Origin of the sequence: Streptomyces sp. NPDC058470 (assembly GCF_042721055.1) — a bacterium.
GTDB lineage: Bacteria > Actinomycetota > Actinomycetes > Streptomycetales > Streptomycetaceae > Streptomyces.
Genome location: NZ_JBHXMF010000049.1, coordinates 1 through 23176 on the forward strand (window position 1 = coordinate 1; position 23176 = coordinate 23176).

General features: G+C 70.0%; 21 protein-coding genes. 8 read left to right on the top strand and 13 right to left on the bottom strand.

What is annotated here, in order from left to right; translation table 11 throughout:
- Window positions 1-111 precede the first annotated feature (111 nt).
- The 7 genes from ACFWP7_RS30490 to ACFWP7_RS30520 all read right to left on the bottom strand — a co-directional run bounded on the left by ACFWP7_RS30490 (window position 112) and on the right by ACFWP7_RS30520 (window position 7200).
- Complete coding sequence (locus ACFWP7_RS30490) at window positions 112-891, bottom strand: ABC transporter ATP-binding protein (RefSeq protein WP_384387777.1); 780 nt, start codon at window positions 889-891, stop codon at window positions 112-114.
- Window positions 884-1813: an ABC transporter permease gene (locus tag ACFWP7_RS30495; RefSeq protein WP_384387779.1), complete on the bottom strand. Its 930-nt coding sequence runs from the start codon at window positions 1811-1813 to the stop codon at window positions 884-886. The genes ACFWP7_RS30490 and ACFWP7_RS30495 overlap by 8 nt, the downstream gene beginning before the upstream one ends.
- A 100-nt stretch (window positions 1814-1913) precedes the next feature.
- Complete coding sequence (locus ACFWP7_RS30500) at window positions 1914-2786, bottom strand: glycosyltransferase family 2 protein (protein WP_384387916.1); 873 nt, start codon at window positions 2784-2786, stop codon at window positions 1914-1916.
- A gap of 44 nt (window positions 2787-2830) precedes the next feature.
- Window positions 2831-3613, bottom strand: coding sequence for a CDP-alcohol phosphatidyltransferase family protein (locus ACFWP7_RS30505; RefSeq protein WP_384387782.1), 783 nt, complete (start codon window positions 3611-3613; stop codon window positions 2831-2833).
- Window positions 3591-4652: an iron-containing alcohol dehydrogenase family protein gene (locus tag ACFWP7_RS30510; protein ID WP_384387784.1), complete on the bottom strand. Its 1062-nt coding sequence runs from the start codon at window positions 4650-4652 to the stop codon at window positions 3591-3593. Before ACFWP7_RS30510 ends, ACFWP7_RS30505 begins: the two co-directional genes overlap by 23 nt.
- Window positions 4640-5392 (bottom strand): sugar phosphate nucleotidyltransferase, encoded by a 753-nt coding sequence (locus tag ACFWP7_RS30515; protein WP_384387787.1) that lies wholly within the window; start codon window positions 5390-5392, stop codon window positions 4640-4642. The genes ACFWP7_RS30510 and ACFWP7_RS30515 overlap by 13 nt, the downstream gene beginning before the upstream one ends.
- Window positions 5389-7200 (bottom strand): DUF5941 domain-containing protein, encoded by a 1812-nt coding sequence (locus ACFWP7_RS30520; RefSeq protein ID WP_384387919.1) that lies wholly within the window; start codon window positions 7198-7200, stop codon window positions 5389-5391. Before ACFWP7_RS30520 ends, ACFWP7_RS30515 begins: the two co-directional genes overlap by 4 nt.
- Before the next feature lie 326 nt (window positions 7201-7526).
- On the opposite strand from ACFWP7_RS30520, the gene galE reads away from it, so the two are divergent.
- The 3 genes from galE to idi all read left to right on the top strand — a co-directional run bounded on the left by galE (window position 7527) and on the right by idi (window position 10571).
- Window positions 7527-8507 (top strand): UDP-glucose 4-epimerase GalE, encoded by a 981-nt coding sequence (gene galE, locus ACFWP7_RS30525; RefSeq protein WP_384387790.1) that lies wholly within the window; start codon window positions 7527-7529, stop codon window positions 8505-8507.
- 160 nt (window positions 8508-8667) lie between these two features.
- A complete protein-coding gene (locus tag ACFWP7_RS30530) occupies window positions 8668-9606 on the top strand; it encodes a cation diffusion facilitator family transporter (RefSeq protein ID WP_384387792.1) in 939 nt (312 codons plus the stop codon).
- 371 nt (window positions 9607-9977) lie between these two features.
- Window positions 9978-10571, top strand: a complete 594-nt coding sequence (gene idi, locus ACFWP7_RS30535; protein ID WP_384387794.1) for an isopentenyl-diphosphate Delta-isomerase — start codon at window positions 9978-9980, stop codon at window positions 10569-10571.
- A 60-nt stretch (window positions 10572-10631) separates the two neighbouring features.
- Here the strand turns inward: idi and ACFWP7_RS30540 are convergent, their stop codons facing one another.
- Window positions 10632-11153 carry an ATP-binding protein gene (locus tag ACFWP7_RS30540; RefSeq protein WP_384387922.1) on the bottom strand — a complete coding sequence of 174 codons (522 nt, stop codon included), beginning with the start codon at window positions 11151-11153 and terminating at the stop codon, window positions 10632-10634.
- 259 nt (window positions 11154-11412) lie between these two features.
- Between ACFWP7_RS30540 and ACFWP7_RS30545 the strand changes: the two genes are divergently transcribed.
- Window positions 11413-12168 carry an enoyl-CoA hydratase/isomerase family protein gene (locus ACFWP7_RS30545; protein WP_384387797.1) on the top strand — a complete coding sequence of 252 codons (756 nt, stop codon included), beginning with the start codon at window positions 11413-11415 and terminating at the stop codon, window positions 12166-12168.
- On the opposite strand, the gene ACFWP7_RS30550 is transcribed toward ACFWP7_RS30545, so the two are convergent.
- Both ACFWP7_RS30550 and ACFWP7_RS30555 read right to left on the bottom strand, forming a co-directional pair.
- Complete coding sequence (locus ACFWP7_RS30550; RefSeq protein WP_384387800.1) at window positions 12155-12790, bottom strand: DJ-1/PfpI family protein; 636 nt, start codon at window positions 12788-12790, stop codon at window positions 12155-12157. The two genes, ACFWP7_RS30545 and ACFWP7_RS30550, sit on opposite strands and share 14 nt — an antisense overlap.
- 11 nt (window positions 12791-12801) lie before the next feature.
- Window positions 12802-13755, bottom strand: a complete 954-nt coding sequence (locus ACFWP7_RS30555) for a GlxA family transcriptional regulator (RefSeq protein ID WP_384387803.1) — start codon at window positions 13753-13755, stop codon at window positions 12802-12804.
- A 113-nt stretch (window positions 13756-13868) separates the two neighbouring features.
- Between ACFWP7_RS30555 and ACFWP7_RS30560 the strand changes: the two genes are divergently transcribed.
- The 3 genes from ACFWP7_RS30560 (at window position 13869) to ACFWP7_RS30570 (ending at window position 17435) form a co-directional block, all read left to right on the top strand.
- Window positions 13869-14735, top strand: a complete 867-nt coding sequence (locus tag ACFWP7_RS30560; protein ID WP_384387805.1) for a hypothetical protein — start codon at window positions 13869-13871, stop codon at window positions 14733-14735.
- Window positions 14736-14787: 52 nt separating this feature from the next.
- Window positions 14788-14919, top strand: coding sequence for an LPFR motif small protein (locus ACFWP7_RS30565; RefSeq protein WP_383688820.1), 132 nt, complete (start codon window positions 14788-14790; stop codon window positions 14917-14919).
- A 122-nt stretch (window positions 14920-15041) separates the two neighbouring features.
- The gene (locus ACFWP7_RS30570) at window positions 15042-17435 is read left to right on the top strand and encodes a Tex family protein (RefSeq protein WP_384387809.1); all 2394 of its coding nucleotides are present in this window, start codon (window positions 15042-15044) and stop codon (window positions 17433-17435) included.
- Window positions 17436-17598: 163 nt separating this feature from the next.
- On the opposite strand, the gene ACFWP7_RS30575 is transcribed toward ACFWP7_RS30570, so the two are convergent.
- Both ACFWP7_RS30575 and ACFWP7_RS30580 read right to left on the bottom strand, forming a co-directional pair.
- A complete protein-coding gene (locus tag ACFWP7_RS30575; protein WP_384387812.1) occupies window positions 17599-19239 on the bottom strand; it encodes an ABC-F family ATP-binding cassette domain-containing protein in 1641 nt (546 codons plus the stop codon).
- 85 nt (window positions 19240-19324) lie between these two features.
- Window positions 19325-20344: an oxidoreductase gene (locus ACFWP7_RS30580; RefSeq protein ID WP_384387815.1), complete on the bottom strand. Its 1020-nt coding sequence runs from the start codon at window positions 20342-20344 to the stop codon at window positions 19325-19327.
- A gap of 66 nt (window positions 20345-20410) precedes the next feature.
- On the opposite strand from ACFWP7_RS30580, the gene ACFWP7_RS30585 reads away from it, so the two are divergent.
- A complete protein-coding gene (locus ACFWP7_RS30585) occupies window positions 20411-21361 on the top strand; it encodes an FAD-dependent oxidoreductase (RefSeq protein ID WP_384387818.1) in 951 nt (316 codons plus the stop codon).
- 100 nt (window positions 21362-21461) lie between these two features.
- Here ACFWP7_RS30585 and ACFWP7_RS30590 read toward each other — a convergent pair whose 3' ends face one another.
- Window positions 21462-23138, bottom strand: a complete 1677-nt coding sequence (locus tag ACFWP7_RS30590) for a BCCT family transporter (protein ID WP_384387821.1) — start codon at window positions 23136-23138, stop codon at window positions 21462-21464.
- Window positions 23139-23176: the final 38 nt, after the last annotated feature.

Here is a 23176-nt window from a genome sequence, read left to right on the forward strand (position 1 = left end):
ACAACCAGTACGAGGGCCTGGGCCCGGCACGCCGAGAGCACGCACCTGACGCCGCAGGGCCCGCCTCCGGCGGACGACGGGAGTCCGACGACAGGGCCCAGGCGAAATGGGCTACTTGCCCGTGAACTTCTCGTACTCCTTGAGGACCTCTTCGGTGGGGCCGTCCATCCGCAGCTCACCGCGCTCCAGCCAGAGAACTCGGTCGCAGGTATCCCGGATCGACTTGTTGTTGTGACTGACCAGAAACACCGTGCCGGCGCTCTTGCGCAGCTCCCGGATGCGCTCCTCGGAGCGCCTCTGGAACTTGCGGTCGCCGGTGGCCAGCGCCTCGTCGATCATCAGCACGTCGTGGTCCTTGGCGGCCGCGATGGAGAAGCGTAGGCGGGCCGCCATGCCGGACGAGTAGGTGCGCATGGGGAGGGTGATGAAGTCACCCTTCTCGTTGATACCCGAGAACTCGACGATCTCCTCGTAGCGCTCCTTGATCTGCTCGCGGGACATGCCCATCGCGAGCCCGCCCAGGATGACGTTCCGCTCGCCCGTCAGATCGTTCATGAGGGCGGCGTTGACGCCGAGCAGGGAGGGCTGGCCGTCGGTGTAGACCTTGCCCTTCTCCGCGGGCAGCAGTCCGGCGATGGCGCGCAGGAGGGTGGACTTGCCTGAGCCGTTCGAGCCGATCAGGCCGACGGCCTCACCCCGGTAGGCGGTGAAGGAGACGCCACGGACGGCGTGCACCTTGCGCACCCCGCGCTCCTCGCCGCGCCTGAGGATGCGGCTGAGCGCGGAGGTGGCGCTGCCCTTTCCGGTCTTGGTGCCGTTGACGCGGTAGACGATGTGCAGTTCGTCGGCGATGACGGTGGGGATGTGCGAGTCGGTGCGCTGCTCAGCCACGTCCGTACCTCTCTTCCGCCTTCCAGAAGTACACGAACCCGCCGACCGCGACGAGGACGGCCCAGCCGCCCGCGACGGTCCAGACGTGCGGGGGCAGGTTCTCGGAGCCGTAGGAGTCGATGAGCGCGAAGCGCATCAGGTCCATGTAGATCGCGGCGGGGTTCCACTGCAGGATGTCGGCGATCCACTTGGGCTTTTCGGCGAGCATCACAGGGATGGAGTACATGACGCCGGACGCGTACATCCACGTACGCATCACGAACGGCATGAGCTGCGCCAGGTCCGGGGTCTTGGAGCCCAGCCGCGCCATGATCAGCGCGAGGCCGATGTTGAAGAGGAACTGCAGTGCGAGGACCGGGACGATCAGCAGCCACGAGGGGCTCGGATAGCTGCTGAAGCCGATCGCCACGGCGAACAGCACGATCATCGAGAACAGCAGCTGCTGGAGCTGTTGCAGCGAGAAGGAGATGGGCAGGGCGGCGCGCGGGAAGTGCAGCGCCCGGACCAGTCCGAGGTTGCCGGAGATGGCCCGGACTCCCGACATCACCGAGCTCTGGGTGAAGGTGAAGGTGAAGACACCCGTCACCAGGAACGGGATGTACACCTCGACCGACATACCGCGGTCGGCCTGCAGGATCAGACCGAAGATCAGGAAGTACACGAACGCGTTGAGCAGTGGCGTCACGACCTGCCAGAGCTGGCCCAGCTTCGCCTGGCTGTACTGGGCGGTCAGTCTCGCCTGCGAGAAGGCGAGGATGAAGTGCCGTCTTCCCCACAGTTGACGCACGTACTCGGCGAGCCCCGGCCGGGCGCCGCTGACCGCGAGCCCGTACTTGGCGGCGACCTCGGCCGCGGAGAGCCCGTCATCGGGCGACGGTCGTTCGCTCACCGCGACTCCGCCGTCATGCGTTGTCTCACTCACAAGTGGAAACTTTCGTCTTCAAGATGCGCACAGCCTGGTCGGGCGTAGGCATGAGCCAGGGACCTGGGTACGGCCACGAATGGTCTCAGAAATGAGCTTGTCAGATGACAGGAGGTCGGCCCAGTCGGGTCAGCCGCCACACCGTACGCCACTTCATGGGACGCCTGGGGCCGCACGGACTGGTCCAGCCTTCCCGGAATCCGCCGAACCAGGCCCGCAGGGCGGGCTTCGAGGGGCGGCGGGCCAGGGTCAGGAGCATCCACACGCCCAGGTAGACCGGGACGAGGGGGGCGGGGAGGTTGCGGCGCGCGAGCCAGACGCGGTTGCGGGCCACCATGCGGTGGTAGACCGCGTGCCGCGAAGGCTCGGTCGTGGGGTGGTTCAGCACCATGTCGGACCGGTAGTCGATCATCCAGCCCGCGTCGAGAGCCCGCCATGCCAGGTCGGTCTCCTCGTGTGCGTAGAAGAACTCGTCCGGGAGTTCGCCGACTTCGGAGAAGACTTTCGTCCGGACGGCGTTGGCGCCGCCGAGGAAGGTGGTGACCCGGGAATTGCGCATCGGGTCGGAGGCCCGCAGCCGCGGGACGTGGCGGCGCTGGGTCACGCCCGTCTTCGGGTCGGCGATGCGGAAGCTGATGATGCCGAGCCGCGGATCGGCCGTGAAGGCCCGGCGGCACATTTCGGCGGTGTCGTGGCGGGCGAGGAGGCCGTCGTCGTCCAGGAAGAGGAGGACGTCGACCTCGCTGCCACCGGGGCCGAACGCCTCTATGCCGACGTTTCGGCCGCCGGGTATCCCGAGGTTCTCGGGCAGTTCGACCGTGCGTATGCCGTCGGGGACGACGGGCAGGGGCGAGCCGTTGCCGACCACGACCACCTGGACCGCGTCGCCGTCCTGCTTGGCGACCGAGTCGAGGAGGGCCCGGAGTTCCTCGGGGCGGTTGCCCATGGTGATGATGACCGCGCCGACCTTCATCGCCGCGCCCGCCTTCACCGCCGCGTCCACCTCCATCGCCGCGCTCACTTCAGCCTGCTGGAGGCGAGGATGGACACGAGGTGCAGCAGGGTCTGCAGGATCGCGATGCCTGCCAGCAGTGCGATGCCGAGGCGGGTCCAGAAGAGGTCGCCGCCGATCAGGTCGAGGACCGCGACGAAGAGGATGAAGAGGCTGGCCTCGACGCCGCCCACCAGCCGGTGGAACTTCAGGGCCGCGGCCGCCCGGCGGGCCAGGGCGAGACCCGAGGAGCGCGGCGTGGATGCCTCGTCCTTGACCGCCGCCAGGCCGCTGCGGGCCCGCGCCACGTCGACCAGGTCGGTCTCGGCCTTGATCAGGATCGCGCCGAGCGCGGCCAGGGTGCCCACGAAGGCCCACAGCCACTCAGGGCTCTCGGAGCCGTCCCACAGGTCCGCGCCGCGCAGGCCGAAGCCCACGAGGAGGGCCGCCTCGGACAGGTAGTGGCCGATGCGGTCCAGGTAGACGCCGGTGATCGAGGTCTGCCTGCGCCAGCGGGCTATCTCGCCGTCGACGCAGTCGAGCAGCAGGTACAGCTGGATCAGGACCGCGCCGAGCAGCGCCCCGGTCAGACCCGGCACGAGTAGCACCGCACCTGCAAGGACACCGGCGACGACCATCAGATAGGTGAGCTGGTTGGGCGTGATCCTGGAGTTGACCAGGAACGGGTCCACCCGCAGCGAGATCTCTCGCATGTACAGGCGTCCCGCCCAGTGCTCACCGCTGCGCCGGTCCTTCACCCCTTCGGGGTGAACGACGGGGCGGAGTTCAGCTACTGATGGCCTTGGCATAGTCGGCGTAGATGTCCTTGATCTGGTGGGTTTTCAGGTCTAGGTGTTCGAGGATCGTGTAGCGGCCCGGCCTGGTCTGCGGGGCGAACTCCACGACCTGGCAGAACTCGTCGACGGTGAAGCCGATCTCCTCCGGTGTCACCGGCAGCCCGTGCCGGTGGAGCACCTCGGCCATGTACGCCGACTCCTCGTGCGCCCCGCGCAGGTACATCGCGAAGGCCGCGCCCAGGCCGCACTGCTCGCCGTGGCTCGCCGCGCGCTTGGGGAAGAGGAGGTCGAAGGCGTGGTTGATCTCGTGGCAGGCGCCGGAGGAGGGGCGTGAGTCGCCCGACACCGACATGGCGACACCGCTGAGGACCAGGGCCTCGGCGAGCACCTGGAGGAAGCCGTTGTCGCCGATGCCGCCGGGGTGCCGCAGCACGGCCTCACCGGCCTGGCGCGCCATCGCGGCGGCGAGGCCGTCGATCCGCTCGCCGTTGACATGGTTCGCCAGTTCCCAGTCCGCGATCGCGGAGATGTTGGAAACGGCGTCGCCGATACCGGCGCGCACGAAGCGCGCGGGGGCCTCCCGGATCACGTCGAGATCGATGACCACCGCGATGGGGTTCGGCACACCGTACGAGCCGCGCCCGGCGTCGTTGTCGAGTGTCGCGACCGGCGAGCACAGGCCGTCGTGCGCCAGGTTCGTGGGCACCGCGACCAGCGGGAGGCCGATGCGTGCCGCGGCGAACTTCGCACAGTCGATGATCTTGCCGCCGCCCAGGCCCACGACCGCGTCGTAGTGCCCGGCCTTCATGGCCCCGGCCAGTTCGATCGCGTCGTCGAGGGTGCCGCCGCCGACCTCGTACCAGGTGGCGCCGGGCAGATCCGGGGCGATCCGTTCGCGCAGCCTGGCCCCGGAACCGCCGCTCACCGCGACGGCCAGCTTCCCCGAGTGCGAGATCCGCTGGTCGGAGAGCACCCCCGCCAGGTCGTCCAGGGCACCCGGACGGATGTCGACGACGACTGGCGAGGGGATGAGCCTCGTCAGTACCGGCACGCGATCTCACGTCCCTTGGCAAGGTCCTCGTGGTTGTCGATCTCGACCCACGGGACGTCCCCGATCGGTGCGGCGTCGATCTGGAAGCCGCGGTTCACGAGCTCCTGGTAGCCGTGCTCGTAGAACTGCTGCGGGTCGGTCTCCCACACCGTCTTCAGCGCGTCGGCCAGCTCGTCGGCGGCCGCACCCTCGATCAGGGTGACGCCTATGTACTCGCCGGTGGCCTCGCTGGGCTCCATGAGCTTGGTGATCTTCCGGACGCCCTTGTCGGGGTCCACGACGACCTTCATCTCCTCGTCGGCGAGCTTCTTCACCGTGTCGACGGCGAGGATGATCTTCTTGCCCTCGCCGCGGGCGGCGAGCAGTGTCCTCTCGACGGAGACCGGGTGCACGGTGTCGCCGTTGGCGAGGATCACGCCGCCCTTGAGGGCGTCACGGCCGCACCACAGGGAGTAGGCGTTGTTCCACTCCTCGGCCTTGTCGTTGTCGATGAGGGTGAGCTTGAGGCCGTACTTCTCCTCAAGGGCCGCCTGACGCTCGTACACGGCTTCCTTGCGGTAGCCGACGATGATGCCGACCTCGGTCAGACCGATCTCCGCGAAGTTGCCGAGGGTCAGGTCCAGAACCGTGATGCTGTCCTCCACACCCGCCGGGCCCACCGGCACGAGAGCCTTGGGGAGGCTGTCGGTGTAGGGGCGCAGACGCCGGCCTGCGCCGGCCGCCAGCACGAGGCCGATCATGCGGGTTCTCCTTCATCGTGTACGGCGGGTGCGCCGCCCAAATGAGCGGTCACCCAGAAGCGGATGCTCTCAGTGAGCACCAGCAGGGCGACGGCCACGGCGAGAGCCGTGAGCGCGACCTTGAACTGCACGACGGTGAGCAGCGCGGCCAGAACGACGACCAGCAGCGTCCTGCCTTCGTGCCCGCCGATCGCCCGCACCAGCCAGTGCGGCGGCGCGCCGGCGTTGCCGCGAATGCGGTACACCGTGTCGTAGTGATGGTAGGCGACAGCGGCCACCAGGCCGAAAGCTGCGGGAAGTGCTCCGTTCACCTCCGCTTTGGCCGCGAGCACCAGAACGGTGCCGTATTCGGCCGCGCGGTAGATCGGCGGGACCAGCCAGTCGAGGGCGCCTTTGAGGGGGCGGGCGAGGGCCACGGGTGACAGCAGTACGTAGATCACGGCAAGGAGGACGGGCCACCAACTGCCGTACGGGGCAAGCGCGGCGCCGAGCACGACGAGGACTCCGGCGAGGAGCGCGACGTACGCCGGACCACGGCTCAGGGCCCCGCGCGTGAAGCGGGTCAGCAGCTCCGCGAGCGGGCCCGAGTCGGTGAGGTCGGCGAGGGCCTTGGCCGCGCGGTCGGTGCGTTGGGCCCTACGGGTGAGGGAGCGGAGCACGCGGCCCGCCGTGGTGTACGTCGCCGCGAAGGCGCAGCCGATGAGCAGCGCGTAGAAGGTGATGCGCGGTGTCGTCAGCGCGGTGAGGACGGCGATCATGGCCCAGCGTTCGCCGATGGGCAGGACGATCATGCGGCGCAGCCAGACCGTCCAGCCGACGCTGTCGAGCCTGTCCGAGAGGGCCGCGGTGGGGCTGGTGTTGGCGGTGGCGTCGTGGTTCGCCTCGTTGAAGGAGAAGTCGACGACATGGCGGCAGGTCTGCAGGACCATCGCGCCCAGCGCGAGCGCCCATACGTCGTCACTGCCGCCGCCTCGGGCCGCTCCGAGGGCGAGGCCTGCGTAGTAGGCGTACTCCTTGGCACGGTCGAAGGTCGCGTCGAGCCAGGCGCCGAGGGTGGAGTACTGGAGGGAGTAGCGGGCGAGCTGTCCGTCCGTGCAGTCCAGGACGAAGGAGAAGAGGAGCAGCAGGCCGGCCGCGACGAAGCCGGCGCGGGTGCCGGTGGCTGCGCAGCCGGCGGCTATCAGGGCGGTGAGCAGTGAGGCGGTCGTCACCTGGTTGGGGGTGAGGCCGCGGCGGGCACACCAGCGGGCTATGTAGCGCGAGTACGGGCTGATGCAGTACGTCGTGAAGAAGCCGTCGCGGGCCTTGACGGCGCTGCGCAGTCGTACGGCCTCGTCGTCGACGGCGGAGACGGCCTGCCGTGCCTCGTTGCGTTCCTGCGGGTCGGTCGGGACGGCGGCGACGAGCGTGCCGAGCTCGGGGCGGTGAACGTCCACGCCGTCGGCGTCGAGAGCCGTGGTGATGCGGTCGGCGAGGTTCTCCGTGGCTATGGCGAGGCCGCCCGCGGTGGAGCTCTCGCGGGCGACCGCCCCGGTCAGCGCCCGGCGTGCGGCGGGCTGCACCGAGACGGCGCCGGGCAGTGCGGCGACGGGGAAGCGGGGGTCCGTGAGGCCCAGGCGCAGCGCGTGCACGTGTCCGACGAAGCGGGCGTCGACGACGGCGACCCGTTGGTCGGCCGGCACGGCGGCCAGGAGTGTCCCGGCGTCACCGGCGTCGTGGGCGAACCGCACGTCGAAGCCGAGCGACCGCAGATCGCCCTCGAGCGACGATCCGGGTACCGGCTGACCGGTGAGGATGGCGGTCGACAGCGAACTCACTCCCTGGGTGGCCGGCGCGGCCTGGCGCCGGGCGTGTACGTGACGTGGACGCCCGGAGGCTGGTCCGGGCGGCGTGTCGGCAGAGGCTATCGGATGAACAGAAGCGGCTGTTCACCGATCGTTCAGGCCCGATCAACCAGATCTGCCTAGTCGCCTCCGCCGCGATCATCATCAGGGATCCAGGGTCCGCGTCACAAACCGGACCGCCATATCATCTGATTTCCGGCATCCTGGTACGGACCTTCGGGCGCCCCTCTGCACCGACCGGCACCGGCGCAGGGCCGCCGGACTGGAGCACCGGCATAGGGTTGGCGCCCATGACATGGCTGATCACAGGCGGAGCCGGATACATCGGCGCTCACGTGGCGCGGGCGATGGCCGGGGCCGGGGAGCGTGTCGTCGCGCTGGACGACCTCTCGGCCGGCGTTGCGGACCGGCTCCCGGAGAACATCCCGCTCGTTCAGGGCTCGACGCGGGACGGGGACCTGGTGAAGAAGGTCCTCGCGGAGCACGCGGTGACGGGGGTGGTGCATCTCGCCGCACGCAAGCAGGTCGGCGAGTCCGTGGAGCGGCCGGCGTACTACTACCAGGAGAACGTGGGCGCTCTCGCGACGCTCCTGGAGGCGGTCGCCGAGGCGGGCGTGAAGCGCTTCCTCTTCTCTTCCTCGGCGGCCGTCTACGGCAACCCGGATGTGGATCTCATCACGGAGGACACTCCCCGCGCCCCGATGAGCCCGTACGGCGAGACCAAGCTCGCCGGGGAGTGGCTGGTCCGGGCGGCGGGCCGGGCGCACGGCATCGCGACCGTCTGCCTGCGCTACTTCAACGTGGCGGGCGCGGCCACACCCGAGCTGGCCGACACCGGCGTCTACAACGTCATCCCGATGGTCTTCGACCGCCTCACCCGCGGCGAGGCCCCGCGGATCTTCGGCGATGACTATCCGACGCCGGACGGCACCTGCATACGCGACTACATCCATGTCGCCGACCTCGCCGAGGCCCATCTGACGGCCGCCCGGCGCCTCACCGAGGGATCGACCGGCGACCTGACGGTCAACATCGGCCGCGGGGAAGGCGTTTCGGTGCGCGAACTGATCACGCTCATCGCGGAAGTGAGCGGCGACACCACATCCGCGGCCGTCGGGCCGCGGCGCCCCGGTGACGCGCCGCGTGCGGTCGCCTCGGCCGAGCGGGCCGCGCGGGAGCTGGGCTGGGCCGCGCGGCGCGGGACACGCGAGATGGTGGAGTCGGCGTGGCAGGGGTGGCAGGCGCAGCATTCCCGGACACCGGCCCAGTGATCTTGCCGACGCTCTGACCTGCGCATCGTTTCCGCAGGTCAGAGCATATGACAACGGTGTTCAGTGCCGCGTTGCCTGATGCCACCTGCCCGTAGTTCACTGTGATTCCGGGCAGCGGGATTCACTGCGATTCAGGGCAGCGAAAAGGGAGGCGGCTTCCATGGGAGTTGGGCACGATCACGGGCACGCGCATGCCGCTCCCACCACGGGTACGGCGGCAGCGGCGTACCGCGGAAGGCTGCGCATCGCGCTGTCGATCACGCTCACCGTCATGGTCGTCGAGATCGTGGGCGGTCTGCTCGCCGATTCGCTCGCGCTGATCGCGGACTCGGCCCACATGGCGACGGACGCCCTGGGCCTCGGCATGGCCCTGCTCGCCATCCACTTCGCCAACCTCCCGCCCACCGGAAACCGCACCTTCGGGTACGCGCGGGCCGAGATCCTCGCCGCCCTCGCGAACTGCCTGCTGCTGCTCGGCGTCGGCGGCTACGTCCTGTACGAGGCGATCCAGCGCTTCATGACGCCCGCCGACACCTCGGGCGGTCTGACCATCGTGTTCGGTCTGATCGGTCTGGTCGCGAACATGATCTCGCTCACGCTGCTGATGCGCGGGCAGAAGGACAGCCTGAACGTGCGCGGCGCGTTCCTGGAGGTGGCGGCGGACGCCCTGGGTTCGGTGGCGGTGCTGATCTCCGCCGTCGTCATCATGACCTCGGGCTGGCAGGCCGCCGACCCGATCGCCTCCATCGCCATCAGCCTCATGATCGTCCCGCGTACCTGGAAGCTGCTCCAGGAGACGCTCAACGTGCTCCTGGAGGCGGCTCCCAAGGACGTCGACATGGCGGAGGTGCGCGCGCACCTCCTGGCGCTGCCCGGCGTGGAGGACATCCACGACCTGCACGCCTGGACCATCACGTCCGGTATGCCGGTGCTCTCCGTCCACGTGGTCGTCAGCTCGGACGTCCTGAACGCCATCGGCCACGAGAAGATGCTCCACGAACTCCAGGTCTGCCTCGGCGACCACTTCGACGTCGAACACTGCACCTTCCAGCTGGAGCCGAGCGGACACGCGGAGCACGAGGCGAAGCTGTGCCACTGACCCCTCGCCTTTCGGCGTCACTGACCCCGTCACCTTTCGGCGTCGCCGACCCGTCACCGCACGACCGTGGTGAGCCGGACCGGCCGCCGTACGGGTGGTACACGCGGTACGCCGTCCGCCCGCTTCGGCGTAACGCATCCGGCCCGGATTCGACGTGCCGCCCGAACACCTGACGACACCCGCCCCGGACGGTTCCTGGTCCGTGACACCGGGCACGATCTGGTATCCGGCGCTTTCGGTGCGTGACATACGTCGGCCCGCGCGTCCTGTTCCGGGCTACCGGAGCGGGACATGCGGGGAGCCGCGAAGTGCCGGGAGTGCCGGTTTCGTACGGCAGACTTGAGGCTTGAAAACCGATGCGAAGGATGGGTATGCCGATCACACCTGCCACCGCGACGCACAGTTCGTCGAACGGCACCGTTGAAGCGATCCTGCTGGAACTGGTCGACGAGGACGGCAACACGATCGGTACGGCGGAGAAGCTCGCCGCCCACCAGGCGCCGGGCCAGTTGCACCGGGCGTTCTCGGTGTTCCTCTTCGACGAGCGCGGGCGGATGCTGCTCCAGCAGCGCGCCCTCGGCAAGTACCACTCCCCCGGCGTCTGGTCCAACACCTGCTGCGGCCACCCCTACCCCGGCGAGGCGCCCTTCGCGGCGGCCGCCCGGCGGACGTACGAGGAGCTGGGCGTCTCCCCGTCGCTGCTCGCCGAGGCCGGCACGGTCCGGTACAACCACCCGGACCCGGACTCGGGCCTGGTGGAGCAGGAGTACAACCACCTCTTCGTCGGAATGGTGCAGTCGCCGCTGCGCCCCGACCCGGAGGAGGTCGAGGCGACGGCATTCGTGAGCGCCGCCGAGCTGGCGGAGCGCCACGCCAAGGAGACCTTCTCCTCGTGGTTCATGACGGTCCTGGACGCGGCGCGTCCGGCGGTCAGGGAGCTGACAGGCCCGTCCGCCGACTGGTGAACGGTCCACCCAGGGCCTGCCCGACCATTCCCGGCGTCGCCCGCGGGGCGGGCGGGAAAGTCAGACAGGCCCTGGCTGAACCACGCTCGTAGTGAGCGGCAGGGCGGCCCAGATCACCTTGCCGCCGCTCGACGTGTGCTCGACGTCGCACACCCCGCCCGACTCCCGGGTGACCTCCCGTACGAGCAGCAGACCACGGCCACCGGTCTGCCCGTGGTCGGCCTCCAGCGCGGTCGGGCGGTAGGGGTGGTTGTCCTCCACGGAGACCCGCACCCACTCGGCGCCGACGGCGACCTCCACGGCCAGCACCGGCGAGAGGAGCGCCGCGTGCCGGACCGCGTTGGTGACCAGTTCGGAAACGATCAGCAGGAGCCCCTGGACGAGCTCGTCCGTGACGGGCACCCCTTGGCGGACCAGCAGATCACGCACGGCATGCCTCGCCTGCGGAACCGAGGCGTCGACAGCCGGGGCGGTGAACCGCCACACCCCCTCGTACGGAAGCGGGCCCGGAGGTCTCCCGTCGGGAGGCATCTCCCCGCCGCCCCCGGGGCTCGGGTCGGACCCCCGCCCGGGGTTGTCCATCGTCCGGTCGCCGCCCTTGCGCTCGATTGTCACCACGCAATGAGTGTTGATAGAGGGCAGGTCCGTACCGGATAACTGAACAGAAGTCAGCGACTATCGACGGCTTCTGATCGTCGGCGTATGACACGGTCAGTTGAAGGACTGTTCCTGTCCCTGTTGTGCCAACTTCGGGATCTGTTCGGGTTGTACGGGTTTGACACCGGGCTCGTCCGATTCGTTCCGCAGGGTGCGGTGACCCGGTGTGGATAGCATCCGGTTCATGGAGCCGCAGCTGCAGCACAGCGTCACCGACGGGGTCGCCACCGTTGTCATCCACCACCCGGCCAAGCGCAACGCCATGACGGCCGGCATGTGGCGGGCGTTGCCGTCTCTGCTCGACGAGTTGGCCCATGACGCCGATGTGCACGCGCTGGTGCTCACCGGTGAGGGTGACACGTTCTGTGCCGGGGCCGACATCTCGACGCTGCGGAGCTCGCCGGACGAGGCACAGGGGCTGACCGTGCTCGCCGAGGAGGCGCTCGCGGCGTTCCCGAAGCCGACGCTCGCGGCGGTCCGCGGATACTGCGTGGGCGGCGGGTCCCAGCTCGCGGCGGCCTGCGATCTGCGGTTCGCGGAGGAAGGGGCGCGGTTCGGGGTGACTCCGGCGAAGCTCGGGATCGTCTATCCGTCGTCCTCCACTCGGCGGTTGGTGTCACTGGTGGGTCCGGCGACTGCCAAGTACCTGCTGTTCTCAGGCGAGTTGATCGACGCGGTGCGGGCCCTGCGCACGGGTTTCGTGGACGAGGTGCTGCCCGGGGGCGAACTCGACAAGCGCGTCGGGGAGTTCACCCGTCTGCTGGCCACCCGGTCACTGCTGACGCAGGCGGCGGCCAAGGAGTTCGCCAACGGGCACCTGGACCGGGACGCGTACTGGACGGAGCGGGCGCGGGGCAGCGGCGACACCGCGGAGGGGGTCGCCGCCTTCCTTGAGCGCCGCGCGCCGCACTTCTCCTGGACCGTGTCTACCTCAGGATGAAGCGGCTTCTGGAGCGGAGCTTCTCGACGAGGTGCACGGGCGCCTTCTGCGGGGCCCCGGCGTCATAGGGCGGCTGCGGGTCGTACTCCGACGCGAGCTGTACGGTCCTGGCGTGATCGTCTCCCGCGATCCGACCGACCAGGGTGAGGGCCATGTCGATCCCGGCGGAGACGCCGGCGGCGGTGACGTACTTGCCGTCGAAGACGACTCGTTCACCGGTGGGCTCGGCGTCGAAGCGCGCGAGCTGGTCGAGGGCCAGCCAGTGCGAACTCGCGCGGCGCCCCTTGAGCAGTCCGGCGGCGGCGAGCAGCAGGGAGCCGGTGCACACGGACGTCGTCCAGGTGCTGGTCGCGTCGGCAGTGCGCAGCCAGTCCAGGAGGGGCTCGTTCTCCATCTGCCCGTGCTGGCCCGGACCGCCGGGGACGACCACGATGTCGGGGCGGGGCACGTCTGCGAGGGTCCTGTCCGCGGTGATCGCGAGGAATCCGGTGTCCGCGCGGACGGGGCCGGTCCGCTCGGCGACGAAGACGGTCCGCGCATCCGGAAGGCCGCTGAGCATCTCGTACGGACCGACAGCGTCGAGGGCGGTGAAGCGTTCGAAGAGCACGATGGCGATCTGCATGGAGATTCCCTTCAGTGGGCGGTCGCCGGGCGGAAGCGGCGGCGGTACTCGGCCGGTGCCGCACCGAGGGTTCTGAGGAAGGCGCGGCGCATCCCCTCCGGGGTGCCGTAGCCGCAGGTGCGGGAGATCTCCTCGATGCCGTCGCTGGTGTCCTCCAGGAGGCGTCTGGCGTGTTCGAGGCGGACCCGTTCCACGTACCGGCCAGGCGTCATGCCGGTTTCGGTCTGGAAGGCGCGGGCGAAGTGGCGGGGCGAGAGCCGGGCTCGAGCGGCAAGGGATTCGACGCTCAGATCGGCGCCGGGGTGCTCGGTGACCCACTGCTGGACCTCGCGCAGGGGTTCACGCTGGGCGGTCTGGGCGGCCAGTTGGGCGCTGAACTGGGCCTGGTTGCCCGGGCGCCGGAGGAAGACGACCAGGTGGCGCGCGACGGTGAGCGCGACCTCGCGGTCGAGGTCCTCCTCGACGAGCGCGAGGGCCAGGTCGATACCGGAGGTGACACCGGCCGAGGTGGCGACATGGCCGTCGCGTACGTAGATGGGTTCCGGGTCGACATCGACGGCCGGGTGATCGCGGGCGAGCTTGTCGCAGTAGGCCCAGTGGGTGGTGGCGCGGCGGCCGTCCAGGAGCCCCGCCGCGGCGAGCAGGATGGCTCCGGTGCAGACGGAGACCAGGCGCTCGGCCTGCGGCCCGTACTCGCGCAGCCAGTCGGTCAGGCGCGGGTCGGGGTGTCGGCTGCCCGCGCCACCGGGGACGAGCAGGGTGTGCGGGGAAGGCGCGTCGGCGAGTGCGTGGTCCGGGACGAGGGTGAGGCCGCTGGAGGTGCGCACGGGGGCGCCGTCCAGGGAGGCGGTGCGGATGCGGTAGGAGCCGGGCCGCTGGGTCTCCGCGCCCGCGAAGACCTCCACGGGGCCCGTGACGTCAAGGCTCTGCACAGCGTCGAAGAGAACGACCAGGACAGTTCGCATGTCCTCGATTGTTGGCGTGCCGGGCGATGTCCGCAATGACGAACAGCCCACCTTTCCTGCCATACGAGATCCCACCATTCCCGCCGTACCAACCAGTCGGTAATGTGCCGGGTATGACCACTCCCCTGCCGGAACGCGCCGGGCGGCGCTGCCACAACGTCCTCAATTCGATCGCGGCGACGCTGTACTTCTCGCCCGATCTGGGCCGGGAACTGGGCTCGGTCGGGATCGAGGACAGCGACGGCGCGTACTTCGCGACGCGGGCGGCGGCCATGGGCGCGGTGGGCCCCGGCACCGTGACGGCGACGTTCTACAACTTCAGCCACGACCTGGTGGCCAAGCACGTGCCCGCGGTGTGGCAGACGGCCTCTCCGCAGACCGTGCTCGCGGCGCGCGAGCGTGCCATCGACGCGACGCTGCGTCGGCTGCTCGGCGACGAGGCCGTCGCGTCCAAGGAGCTGGCCGAGGCGGCGGAGCTCGGCCTGAGGGCGGCCGAGGCCTGCACCAGGAGCGCGCGCCCGCTGTACGCCGCCCACGCGGACCTGCCGGTCCCCGAGGAGCCGCACCTCGCCCTCTACCACGCGGCCACACTGCTGCGTGAGCACCGCGGCGACGGCCACCTCGCGGCGCTGCTCGAAGCCGAACTCGGTCCGGTCGAGGCCCTGGTGAGCCACACCGCGACCGGCAGGGGCATGACCCCGAAGTGGGCGCTGGGCACGCGCGGCTGGTCGCGTACGGACTGGGAGGCGGCGGTCCTGCGGCTGCGGGAGCGCGGGCTGCTCGACGCCGAGGGTGAGTTGACCGAGGCGGGAGAGGCCTTCCGCAAGGAGATCGAGGCGCGGACGGACCGGCTGGACCGTGCGCCGTACGAGCATCTCGGCGCGGCGGGCGTGGAACGGCTCACGGAGCTGGCCAAGAAGCCGCTGCTGACAGCCTTCGCCGCCGGTGCGTTCCCGGAAGGCATGATCGGCAAGGCATGAGGTACCCGTAAGTCTCCTGGCCATACGGGTCGGGAGACGAAAGGGGAGTCACATGTTCCGCGCGATCGCAGACGTCCTGCGGCAGATCGGCTCGGCCATCGCCACGGTCGTCACGCTGCCGTTCCGTGCACTGGCACGGCTGTTCGGGGGCGCGTCCCACTCCGGGCGGACCCGCAGGACCTGAGGATCCCGTTCGGGGGTTGGTCTCGGGCCCCGATCCCGGTTCCGGTGCCGCCCTGATCCACCGTTGTCGGTGTCACCTGCCACAATTGCCGCGCAACCCAGTGGAGAAGGCGGTACGGGATCGTGACGACACCCCTCGTAGGGTCCATCGAAGGCAGGATCGCCGAGGAGCTCGGCGTACGGGAGCGGCAGGTCAAGGCCGCCGTCGACTTGCTCGACGGCGGATCGACGGTGCCCTTCATCGCCCGCTACCGCAAGGAAGCGACCGAGATGCTCGACGATGCGCAGCTGCGCACCCTCGAGGAGCGGCTGCGCTATCTGCGGGAGCTGGAGGAGCGGCGCACCGCGATCCTCGAATCGGTCCGCGAGCAGGACAAGCTCACCGCGGAGATCGAGGCACAGATCCGGGGCGCCGAGACGAAGGCGCGTCTTGAGGACATCTACCTGCCGTTCAAGCCGAAGCGCCGCACGAAGGCGCAGATCGCGCGTGAGGCGGGCCTGGAGCCGCTGGCCGAGGGGCTGCTCAGCGACGCGTCGGTCGATCCGCTCGCCGCCGCGGCGGCCTTCGTCGACGCCGACAAGGGCGTCGCCGATCCGCAGGCCGCCCTGGACGGCGCCCGGTCGATCCTCACCGAGCGGTTCTCCGAGGACGCCGACCTGGTCGGCGAGCTGCGCGAGCGCATGTGGGTGCGCGGACGGCTCATCGCCAAGGTGCGGGACGGCAAGGAGGAGGCCGGCGCGAAGTTCGCCGACTACTTCGACTTCGCCGAGCCCTTCAAGGCACTGCCCTCGCACCGCGTCCTCGCCATGCTGCGCGGCGAGAAGGAGGACGTCCTCGAGCTCGTCCTGGAGCCCGAGGAGCCGTCCGAGCAGCCCGGTCCTTCCTCGTACGAGGGGATCGTCGCCCACCGTTTCCAGATCGCCGACCGCGGCCGCCCCGCCGACAAGTGGCTCACGGACACCGTCCGTTGGGCCTGGCGGACCCGCCTTCTCGTGCACCTCGGCATCGACCTCCGGCTGCGGCTGCGGACGGCCGCGGAGGACGAGGCGGTCAACGTGTTCGCGTCGAACCTGCGGGACCTGCTGCTGGCCGCTCCGGCGGGCACGCGCGCGACGCTGGGTCTCGACCCCGGATTCCGTACCGGAGTGAAGGTCGCCGTGGTCGACGCGACCGGCAAGGTCGTCGCCACGGATGTCATCCACCCGCACGTCCCGGCCAACAAATGGGACGAGGCCATCGCCAAGATCGCGCGGCTCGCCAAGGAGCACGCGGTCGAGCTGATCGCGATCGGCAACGGCACGGCGTCCCGCGAGACGGACAAGCTCGCCGGTGAACTCATCACCAAGCACCCGGAGTTGAACCTCACCAAGGTGATGGTCTCCGAGGCCGGGGCGTCGGTGTACTCGGCGTCCGCGTTCGCCTCGCAGGAGCTGCCCGACATGGACGTGACGCTGCGCGGCGCCGTGTCCATCGCGCGCCGGCTCCAGGACCCGCTGGCCGAGCTGGTGAAGATCGACCCGAAGTCCATCGGGGTCGGGCAGTACCAGCACGACCTGTCCGAGGTGAAGCTGTCCCGGTCGCTGGACACGGTGGTCGAGGACTGTGTGAACGGCGTGGGTGTGGACGTGAACACCGCGTCGGCGCCGCTGCTCTCCCGTGTCTCCGGCATCACCTCCGGGCTCGCCGAGAACATCGTGTCCCACCGCGACGCGAACGGGCCCTTCCGGTCCCGTACCGCCCTCAAGAAGGTGGCCCGGCTCGGCCCCAAGGCGTACGAGCAGTGCGCGGGCTTCCTGCGGATCCGGGGCGGGGACGATCCGCTGGACGCGTCCAGCGTGCACCCCGAGGCCTACCCCGTGGTGCGGCGCATGGTGAAGACGGCGGGCAACGAAGTCGCTTCGCTGATCGGCAACACCGGTGTGCTGCGCTCGCTCAAGCCGGTCGACTTCGTGGACGAGACGTTCGGTCTGCCGACCGTGACCGACATCCTGAAGGAGCTGGAGAAGCCCGGGCGTGACCCCCGGCCCGCGTTCAAGACGGCGACCTTCAAGGACGGTGTCGAGAAGCTCTCCGACCTGGTGTCCGGGATGGTGCTCGAAGGGGTCGTCACGAATGTCGCCGCCTTCGGGGCGTTCGTGGATGTGGGTGTCCACCAGGACGGGCTTGTGCATGTGTCCGCGATGTCCAAGACCTTCGTCAAGGACCCTCGGGATGTGGTGAAGCCCGGGGACATCGTCAAGGTGAAGGTGCTTGAGGTCGACATTCCGCGGAAGCGGGTTTCGCTGTCGCTCCGGTTGGATGACGAGGCGGTGCCCCAAGGGGAGCAGCAGGGGGGCGGGAGGCCCCAGCGTGGGGGGCGGCCGCCTCAGCAGCGGCAGCAGCGTGAGCAGCAGCCGCGTCAGGGGCGTGCCGGTCAGGGTGGTGGGACGCGGCAGGCGGCGGCGCCTGCCAACAGTGCGATGGCGGATGCGTTGCGGCGGGCCGGGTTGACGGATCCCAAGCGGGGGCGGGGCTGACCTTGTGGCGTCCGGTGCCGGGTCCCCTACCGACAGGGAACCCGGCACCGGGGCTGTGCTTGGGAGTTCTCGCCCCCTCCGCCCCTTGTCCCTGGGGGCTCCGCCCCCAGGCCGCCGTATCGCGCTGAACGCGCTCGTCCTCAAACGCCGGATGGGCTGAAAGCTATCGCTCCGTCACCTTGCCCCCCGCCACCTCCAAGCGTCGCGTCGTATGGACCGCGTCCAGCATCCGGCGGTCGTGCGTGACCAGGAGCAGCGTGCCTTCGTAGGAGTCGAGGGCCGACTCCAGTTGCTCGATCGCGGGGAGGTCGAGGTGGTTCGTCGGCTCGTCCAGGACCAGGAGGTTGACGCCTCGGCCCTGGAGGAGGGCCAGGGCGGAGCGGGTGCGTTCGCCCGGGGAGAGGGTGGCCGCGGGGCGCAGCACATGGTGGGACTTGAGGCCGAACTTGGCGAGAAGGGTGCGGACTTCGGCGGGCTCGGTGTCGGGGACGGCCGCGCAGAACGCGTCGAGAAGGGACTCGCCGCCGAGGAAGAGCTTTCGGGCCTGATCGACCTCGCCGACGACGACCCCGGGGCCAAGGGCGGCCTGGCCGGCGTCCAGCGGGACCCGGCCGAGCAGAGCGCCCAGGAGCGTCGACTTGCCCGCGCCGTTCGCACCGGTGACCGCGACGCGGTCCGCCCAGTCGATCTGCAGCGTCGCCGGACCGAAGGTGAAGTCACCACGGCGCACCTGAGCGTCACGCATCGTGGCGACGACCGCGCCGGACCGCGGGGCCGACGCGATCTCCATCCGCAGTTCCCATTCCTTGCGCGGCTCGTCGACGACATCGAGCCGTTCGATCATGCGCTGGGTCTGCCGCGCCTTCGAGGCCTGCTTCTCGCTGGCCTCGCTGCGGAACTTACGGCCGATCTTGTCATTGTCGTTGGCCGCCTTGCGCCGGGCGTTCTTCACGCCCTTGTCCATCCAGCCGCGCTGCATCTGGGCGCGCCCCTCCAGCGCCGACCGCTTGTCGGCGTACTCGTCGAAGTCCTCGCGGGCGTGTCGACGGGCGGTGTCGCGCTCCTCCAGATAGGCCTCGTAGCCGCCGCCGTACAACGTGATCTCCTGTTGCACCAGGTCGAGTTCGAGCACCTTGGTGACCGTGCGGGTCAGGAACTCGCGGTCGTGGCTGACGACGACGGTGCCCGCGCGCAGGCCGCTCACGAAGCGCTCAAGCCTCTCCAGGCCGTCCAGGTCCAGGTCGTTCGTCGGCTCGTCGAGGAGGAACACGTCGTAGCGGGAGAGCAGGAGGGAGGCGAGTCCGGCGCGGGCCGCCTGGCCACCGGACAGGGAGGTCATCAGCTGGTCGAGGCCGACGCCGAGCCCGAGGGAGTCGGTGACCTCCTCGGCGCGCTCGTCGAGGTCGGCGCCGCCGAGGTCGAGCCAGCGCTCCAGGCTGGTGGAGTACGCGTCGTCCGCACCGGGCGCGCCGTCGACGAGCGCCTGGGTTGCCTCGTCCATCACGCGCTGGGCCTCGGCCACGCCCGTGCGGCGCGCGAGGAAGTCGCGTACGGACTCGCCCTCCCGGCGCTCCGGTTCCTGCGGCAGATGTCCGACGGTCGCGGACGGCGGGGAGAGCCGCAGCTCGCCCTGTTCCGGCGCGAGGAGCCCGGCGAGCAGGCGGAGCAGGGTGGACTTGCCCGCGCCGTTGGCACCGACCAGCCCGATCACGTCGCCGGGCGCGACGACGAGGTCGAGCCCGGCGAAGAGGGAGCGGTCGCCGTGTCCGGCGGCGAGATTCTTGGCGACGAGGGTGGCAGTCATCAGATGGCCGATCCTAACGGCCCGGCCGCCGTCCCACCGCCCCGGTTTCGGTGGGCCGTCGCCCCCGGTTTTCAGTGAGTCACCGTCAGTGGACCATCGCCTCCACCAGCACACTCCCCGACGTACGCGCGACGATGAAGGACTCCCCCCGCACGGCCTTGGCGTCCAGCGCGAGCCGGTGCCGGCCCGCCTCCAGGACGCCGTCGAAGACCTCCTGCTCGTGGGTGCGGTAGAGGCGGTCGAGGCGGTACGCCGTCAGCTGGACGCGGCAGGTCGAGGTGATCTCGATGCCCGCCTCGCCGTCGGCCGCGACCAGGCGCGTGAGCCGGCGCAGCTCACGCGGACTGCGATCCAGGGCGTGTTCCATCTGGGCGACGAGGAGCGGAATGATCGGGGCGAGGCCTTCGACGTACGCCACCTCGACGCTCGCGCGTTCGAAGGAGCGGCGTACGGCGGCACGTTCCTCCTCGCCGACGGCCCGGCCGAAGGCCACCGCGCCATAGTTGCGGAGTTCGTCGGGCAGGACGTCCGTGGCGTCCCGGGTGATGTCGGCGCCGATGCCGATGGTGCGCAGGGCCGCGGCGAGCTTGGCGAGGACGGCGACGCGGGCGCCGATGAGGAGGACCCGGCGGCGAGGTCCGGAGTCTCCGTCCAGGAGGGAGTTCAGGGCGCTGCGGTACTCGGCGCCGTGGAAGCGGAACGGGCCTATCCCGTGGTAGCCGTTGAGCTCCAGGTCGGGCCGCTCGTCGGTCTGCCAGGCGAAGTCGCGCCACACATAGTCGTCGCCGGCCTTCTCGATGACGGCCGTGACGGCGCCGCATTCGAGGCCCTCGCATTCTGGGCAGCCGTAGATGACGTACCGGCCGCCCACGAGCGGAGCGTCGGCCTCCAGCAGGAGGCTGCGCACCTGGGCGGTGAAGATCGCGGGTGGTACGTCGGAGGCGAGCGGTGAGACGGCGTCGAGGTCGGAGAGCTGGAAAAGCAGCGGGCGGCCGTCGACGATGAAGTCGACGAAATCCCGGTGCACTTGGTAGTCACCGTTGGCGAGGACTCCACCGGCACGCATCGCCGGTGCCAGGCCAAAGGTCGCGTACTCGGCAGACATGCTGTGAGTATCCCCAGAGTGGGAGTGATCTGAGCACGGCATGACATATTCCGCTACCGTCGCCGCGTGAAGACCGAGCGAGGCGACGATGTGATCGTGGTCGGCAGCGGCGTCATCGGGCTGACGACGGCCGTTGTCCTGGCCGAGAGCGGCAGACGCGTACGGGTGTGGACGCGGGAGCCCGCCGAGCGGACCACCTCGGCGGTTGCGGGCGCGCTGTGGTGGCCGTACCGCGTCGAACCGGAGGCGCGCGCCCGCGACTGGGCCCTCCAATCACTCTCCGTGTACGAGGAGTTGGCGGCGTGGCCCGAGGAGTCGGGCGTACGCACGGTCGAGGGTGTAATGGGCGAGTCCCGGCTGGACGAGGCCACGTGGGTGGCCGCCCGGCTACCGGGACTGCGCGTCTCGACGGCCGAGGAATACGCGGGGACGGGCATGTGGGCCCGGCTGCCGCTCCTTGACATGCCGGTGCATCTGCGGTGGCTGCGTGAGCGGTTCCTGCGGGCCGGCGGGGTGTTCGAGGTGCGCACGGTGACCGACCTCGCGGAGACGGCGGCACCGGTCGTCGTCAACTGCACGGGGCTCGGCGCCCGCGAACTCGTACCGGATCCGGCCGTACGGCCCGTGCGCGGGCAGCTCGTGATCGTGGAGAACCCCGGCGTCACCACCTGGCTGGTGTCGACCGACGCGGACGCCGGGACGACGACGTACCTCTTCCCGCTGCCCGATCGGCTGATCCTCGGCGGCACGACCGACGAGGACGACTGGTCGCTGACGCCCGACCCGGCCGCGGCTGCCGAGATCGTCGAGCGGTGTGCGGCACTGCGCCCCGAGGTCGCCGGGGCGCGGGTGCTCGGCCACCGGGTGGGTCTGCGGCCGGTGCGCGGTGCGGTCCGTCTGGAGCGTGAACCGCTGCCGGACGGGCGGGTGTTGGTGCACAACTATGGTCACGGCGGTGCGGGTGTCACGGTGGCGTGGGGATGCGCGCGGGAGGCGGCGGCGCTCGCCTCCCGCTGACGCTCATCAGTCCCCGCGGAGGGTCCTCCGTGGTCGGGCCGGACCGGGTCCCCGGCCCACGGCCCACGGCCCACGGAGGATCATCCGTTTCCGCTGACGGTCACCCGTGGTCGTGCCCGAGCGGGTCCCCCTCCGTGTCCGTACCGGGCCCCGGACCGATGGTGATCTCGAACTCGCCGTCGTACTGCTTGTGCCCCTCGATCACGGCGAGTTCGACGGCCTCGGAGGCCATCTCCCCCCGCACGATGAGCGGGTCCTTGCGCAGGTCGCGCAGGAGCGCGACACACATGCCGATCATGACGATGACGAAAGGTGCGGCGGCGAGGATCGTGAGGTTCTGCAGGCCGGTGAGGGCGTCGCCCTGGCCGCTGCCGACGAGCAGCATGATGGCGGCGACCGCGCCGGTCAGGACACCCCAGAACACCACGACGAAGCGGCCCGGTTCGAGCGCGCCCTTCTGGGAGAGCGTGCCCATCACGATGGACGCCGCGTCCGCTCCCGAGACGAAGAAGATGCCGACCAGGATCATCACGAGGAGGCTGGTGGCGGTGGCGATGGGGAACTCGGCCAGCACACCGAAGAGTTGACCCTCGGGTGTCGAGTCGCCCCCGAGGTGCCCGGTCTCCTTGAGCTTCATCGCCGTACCGCCGAAGATCGCGAACCAGACCAGGCTGACACTGCTGGGGACGAGGATCACGCCGCCGACGAACTGGCGGATGGTGCGGCCGCGGCTGATGCGGGCGATGAACATGCCGACGAACGGTGTCCAGGAGATCCACCACGCCCAGTAGAAGACGGTCCAGCTGCCCAGCCACTCCGCGACGCCCTCGCCACCGCTGGCCTCGGTGCGGCCGGCGAGCTGGGGCAGGTCACCGAGGTAGGCGAAGATCGAGGTGGGCAGCAGGTCGAGGACGATGATGGTCGGTCCCGCGATGAACACGAAGACGGCGAGGACCAGCGCAAGGACCATGTTGATGTTGGACAGCCACTGGATGCCCTTGTCGACGCCGGAGACCGCCGAGGCCACGAACGCCACCGTCAGCACGGCGATGATCGTCACGAGCAGGCCGTTGCTCACCTTGTCCATCCAGTCCAGCTCCTTGAACCCGGAGCCGATCTGCAGCGCGCCCAGGCCCAGTGAGGCGGCGGAGCCGAAGACGGTGGCGACGATCGCGAGGATGTCGATCACCCGGCCCCAGGCGCCGTTCGCGTGCCGCTCGCCGATGAGCGGTGTGAAGACCGCGCTGATCGTCTGGCGCCGGCGCTTGCGGAAGGTGCTGTAGGCGATGCCGAGGCCGACCACCGCGTAGATCGCCCAGGGGTGCAGCGTCCAGTGGAAGAGGGTCGTGGCCATCGCCGTCTCCATGCGTTCACCGGAGTCGGCGGGGGTGGTGCCCGGCGGGGGCGTGATGTAGTGCGCCAGCGGCTCGCTCACGCCGTAGAACATCAGGCCGATTCCCATTCCGGCGCTGAACATCATCGCGACCCAGGACACCGTGTGGAACTCGGGCTCCTCGCCCTCGGCTCCCAGGTGGATCCTGCCATAGCGGCTGATCGCCAACCAGAGCGCGAAGACCACGAAGCAGGAGGCGGCCAGCATGAAGGCCCAACCGCCGTTATGGATCAGGCCGTTGAGCATCGTGGTGGAAGCGCTCTCCAGGGAGTCGGTCGCGACCGAGCCCCAGATCACGAACGCCACGGTGAGCACGGCGGTGACGCCGAACACCACGCGATCGGTTCGCCCGCCGTGAGCCGTCTCTTCTTCTTGCCCCGTCATGGGCGGCACCTTTCGCGTGAGGGCGTATGGGAGTTTTT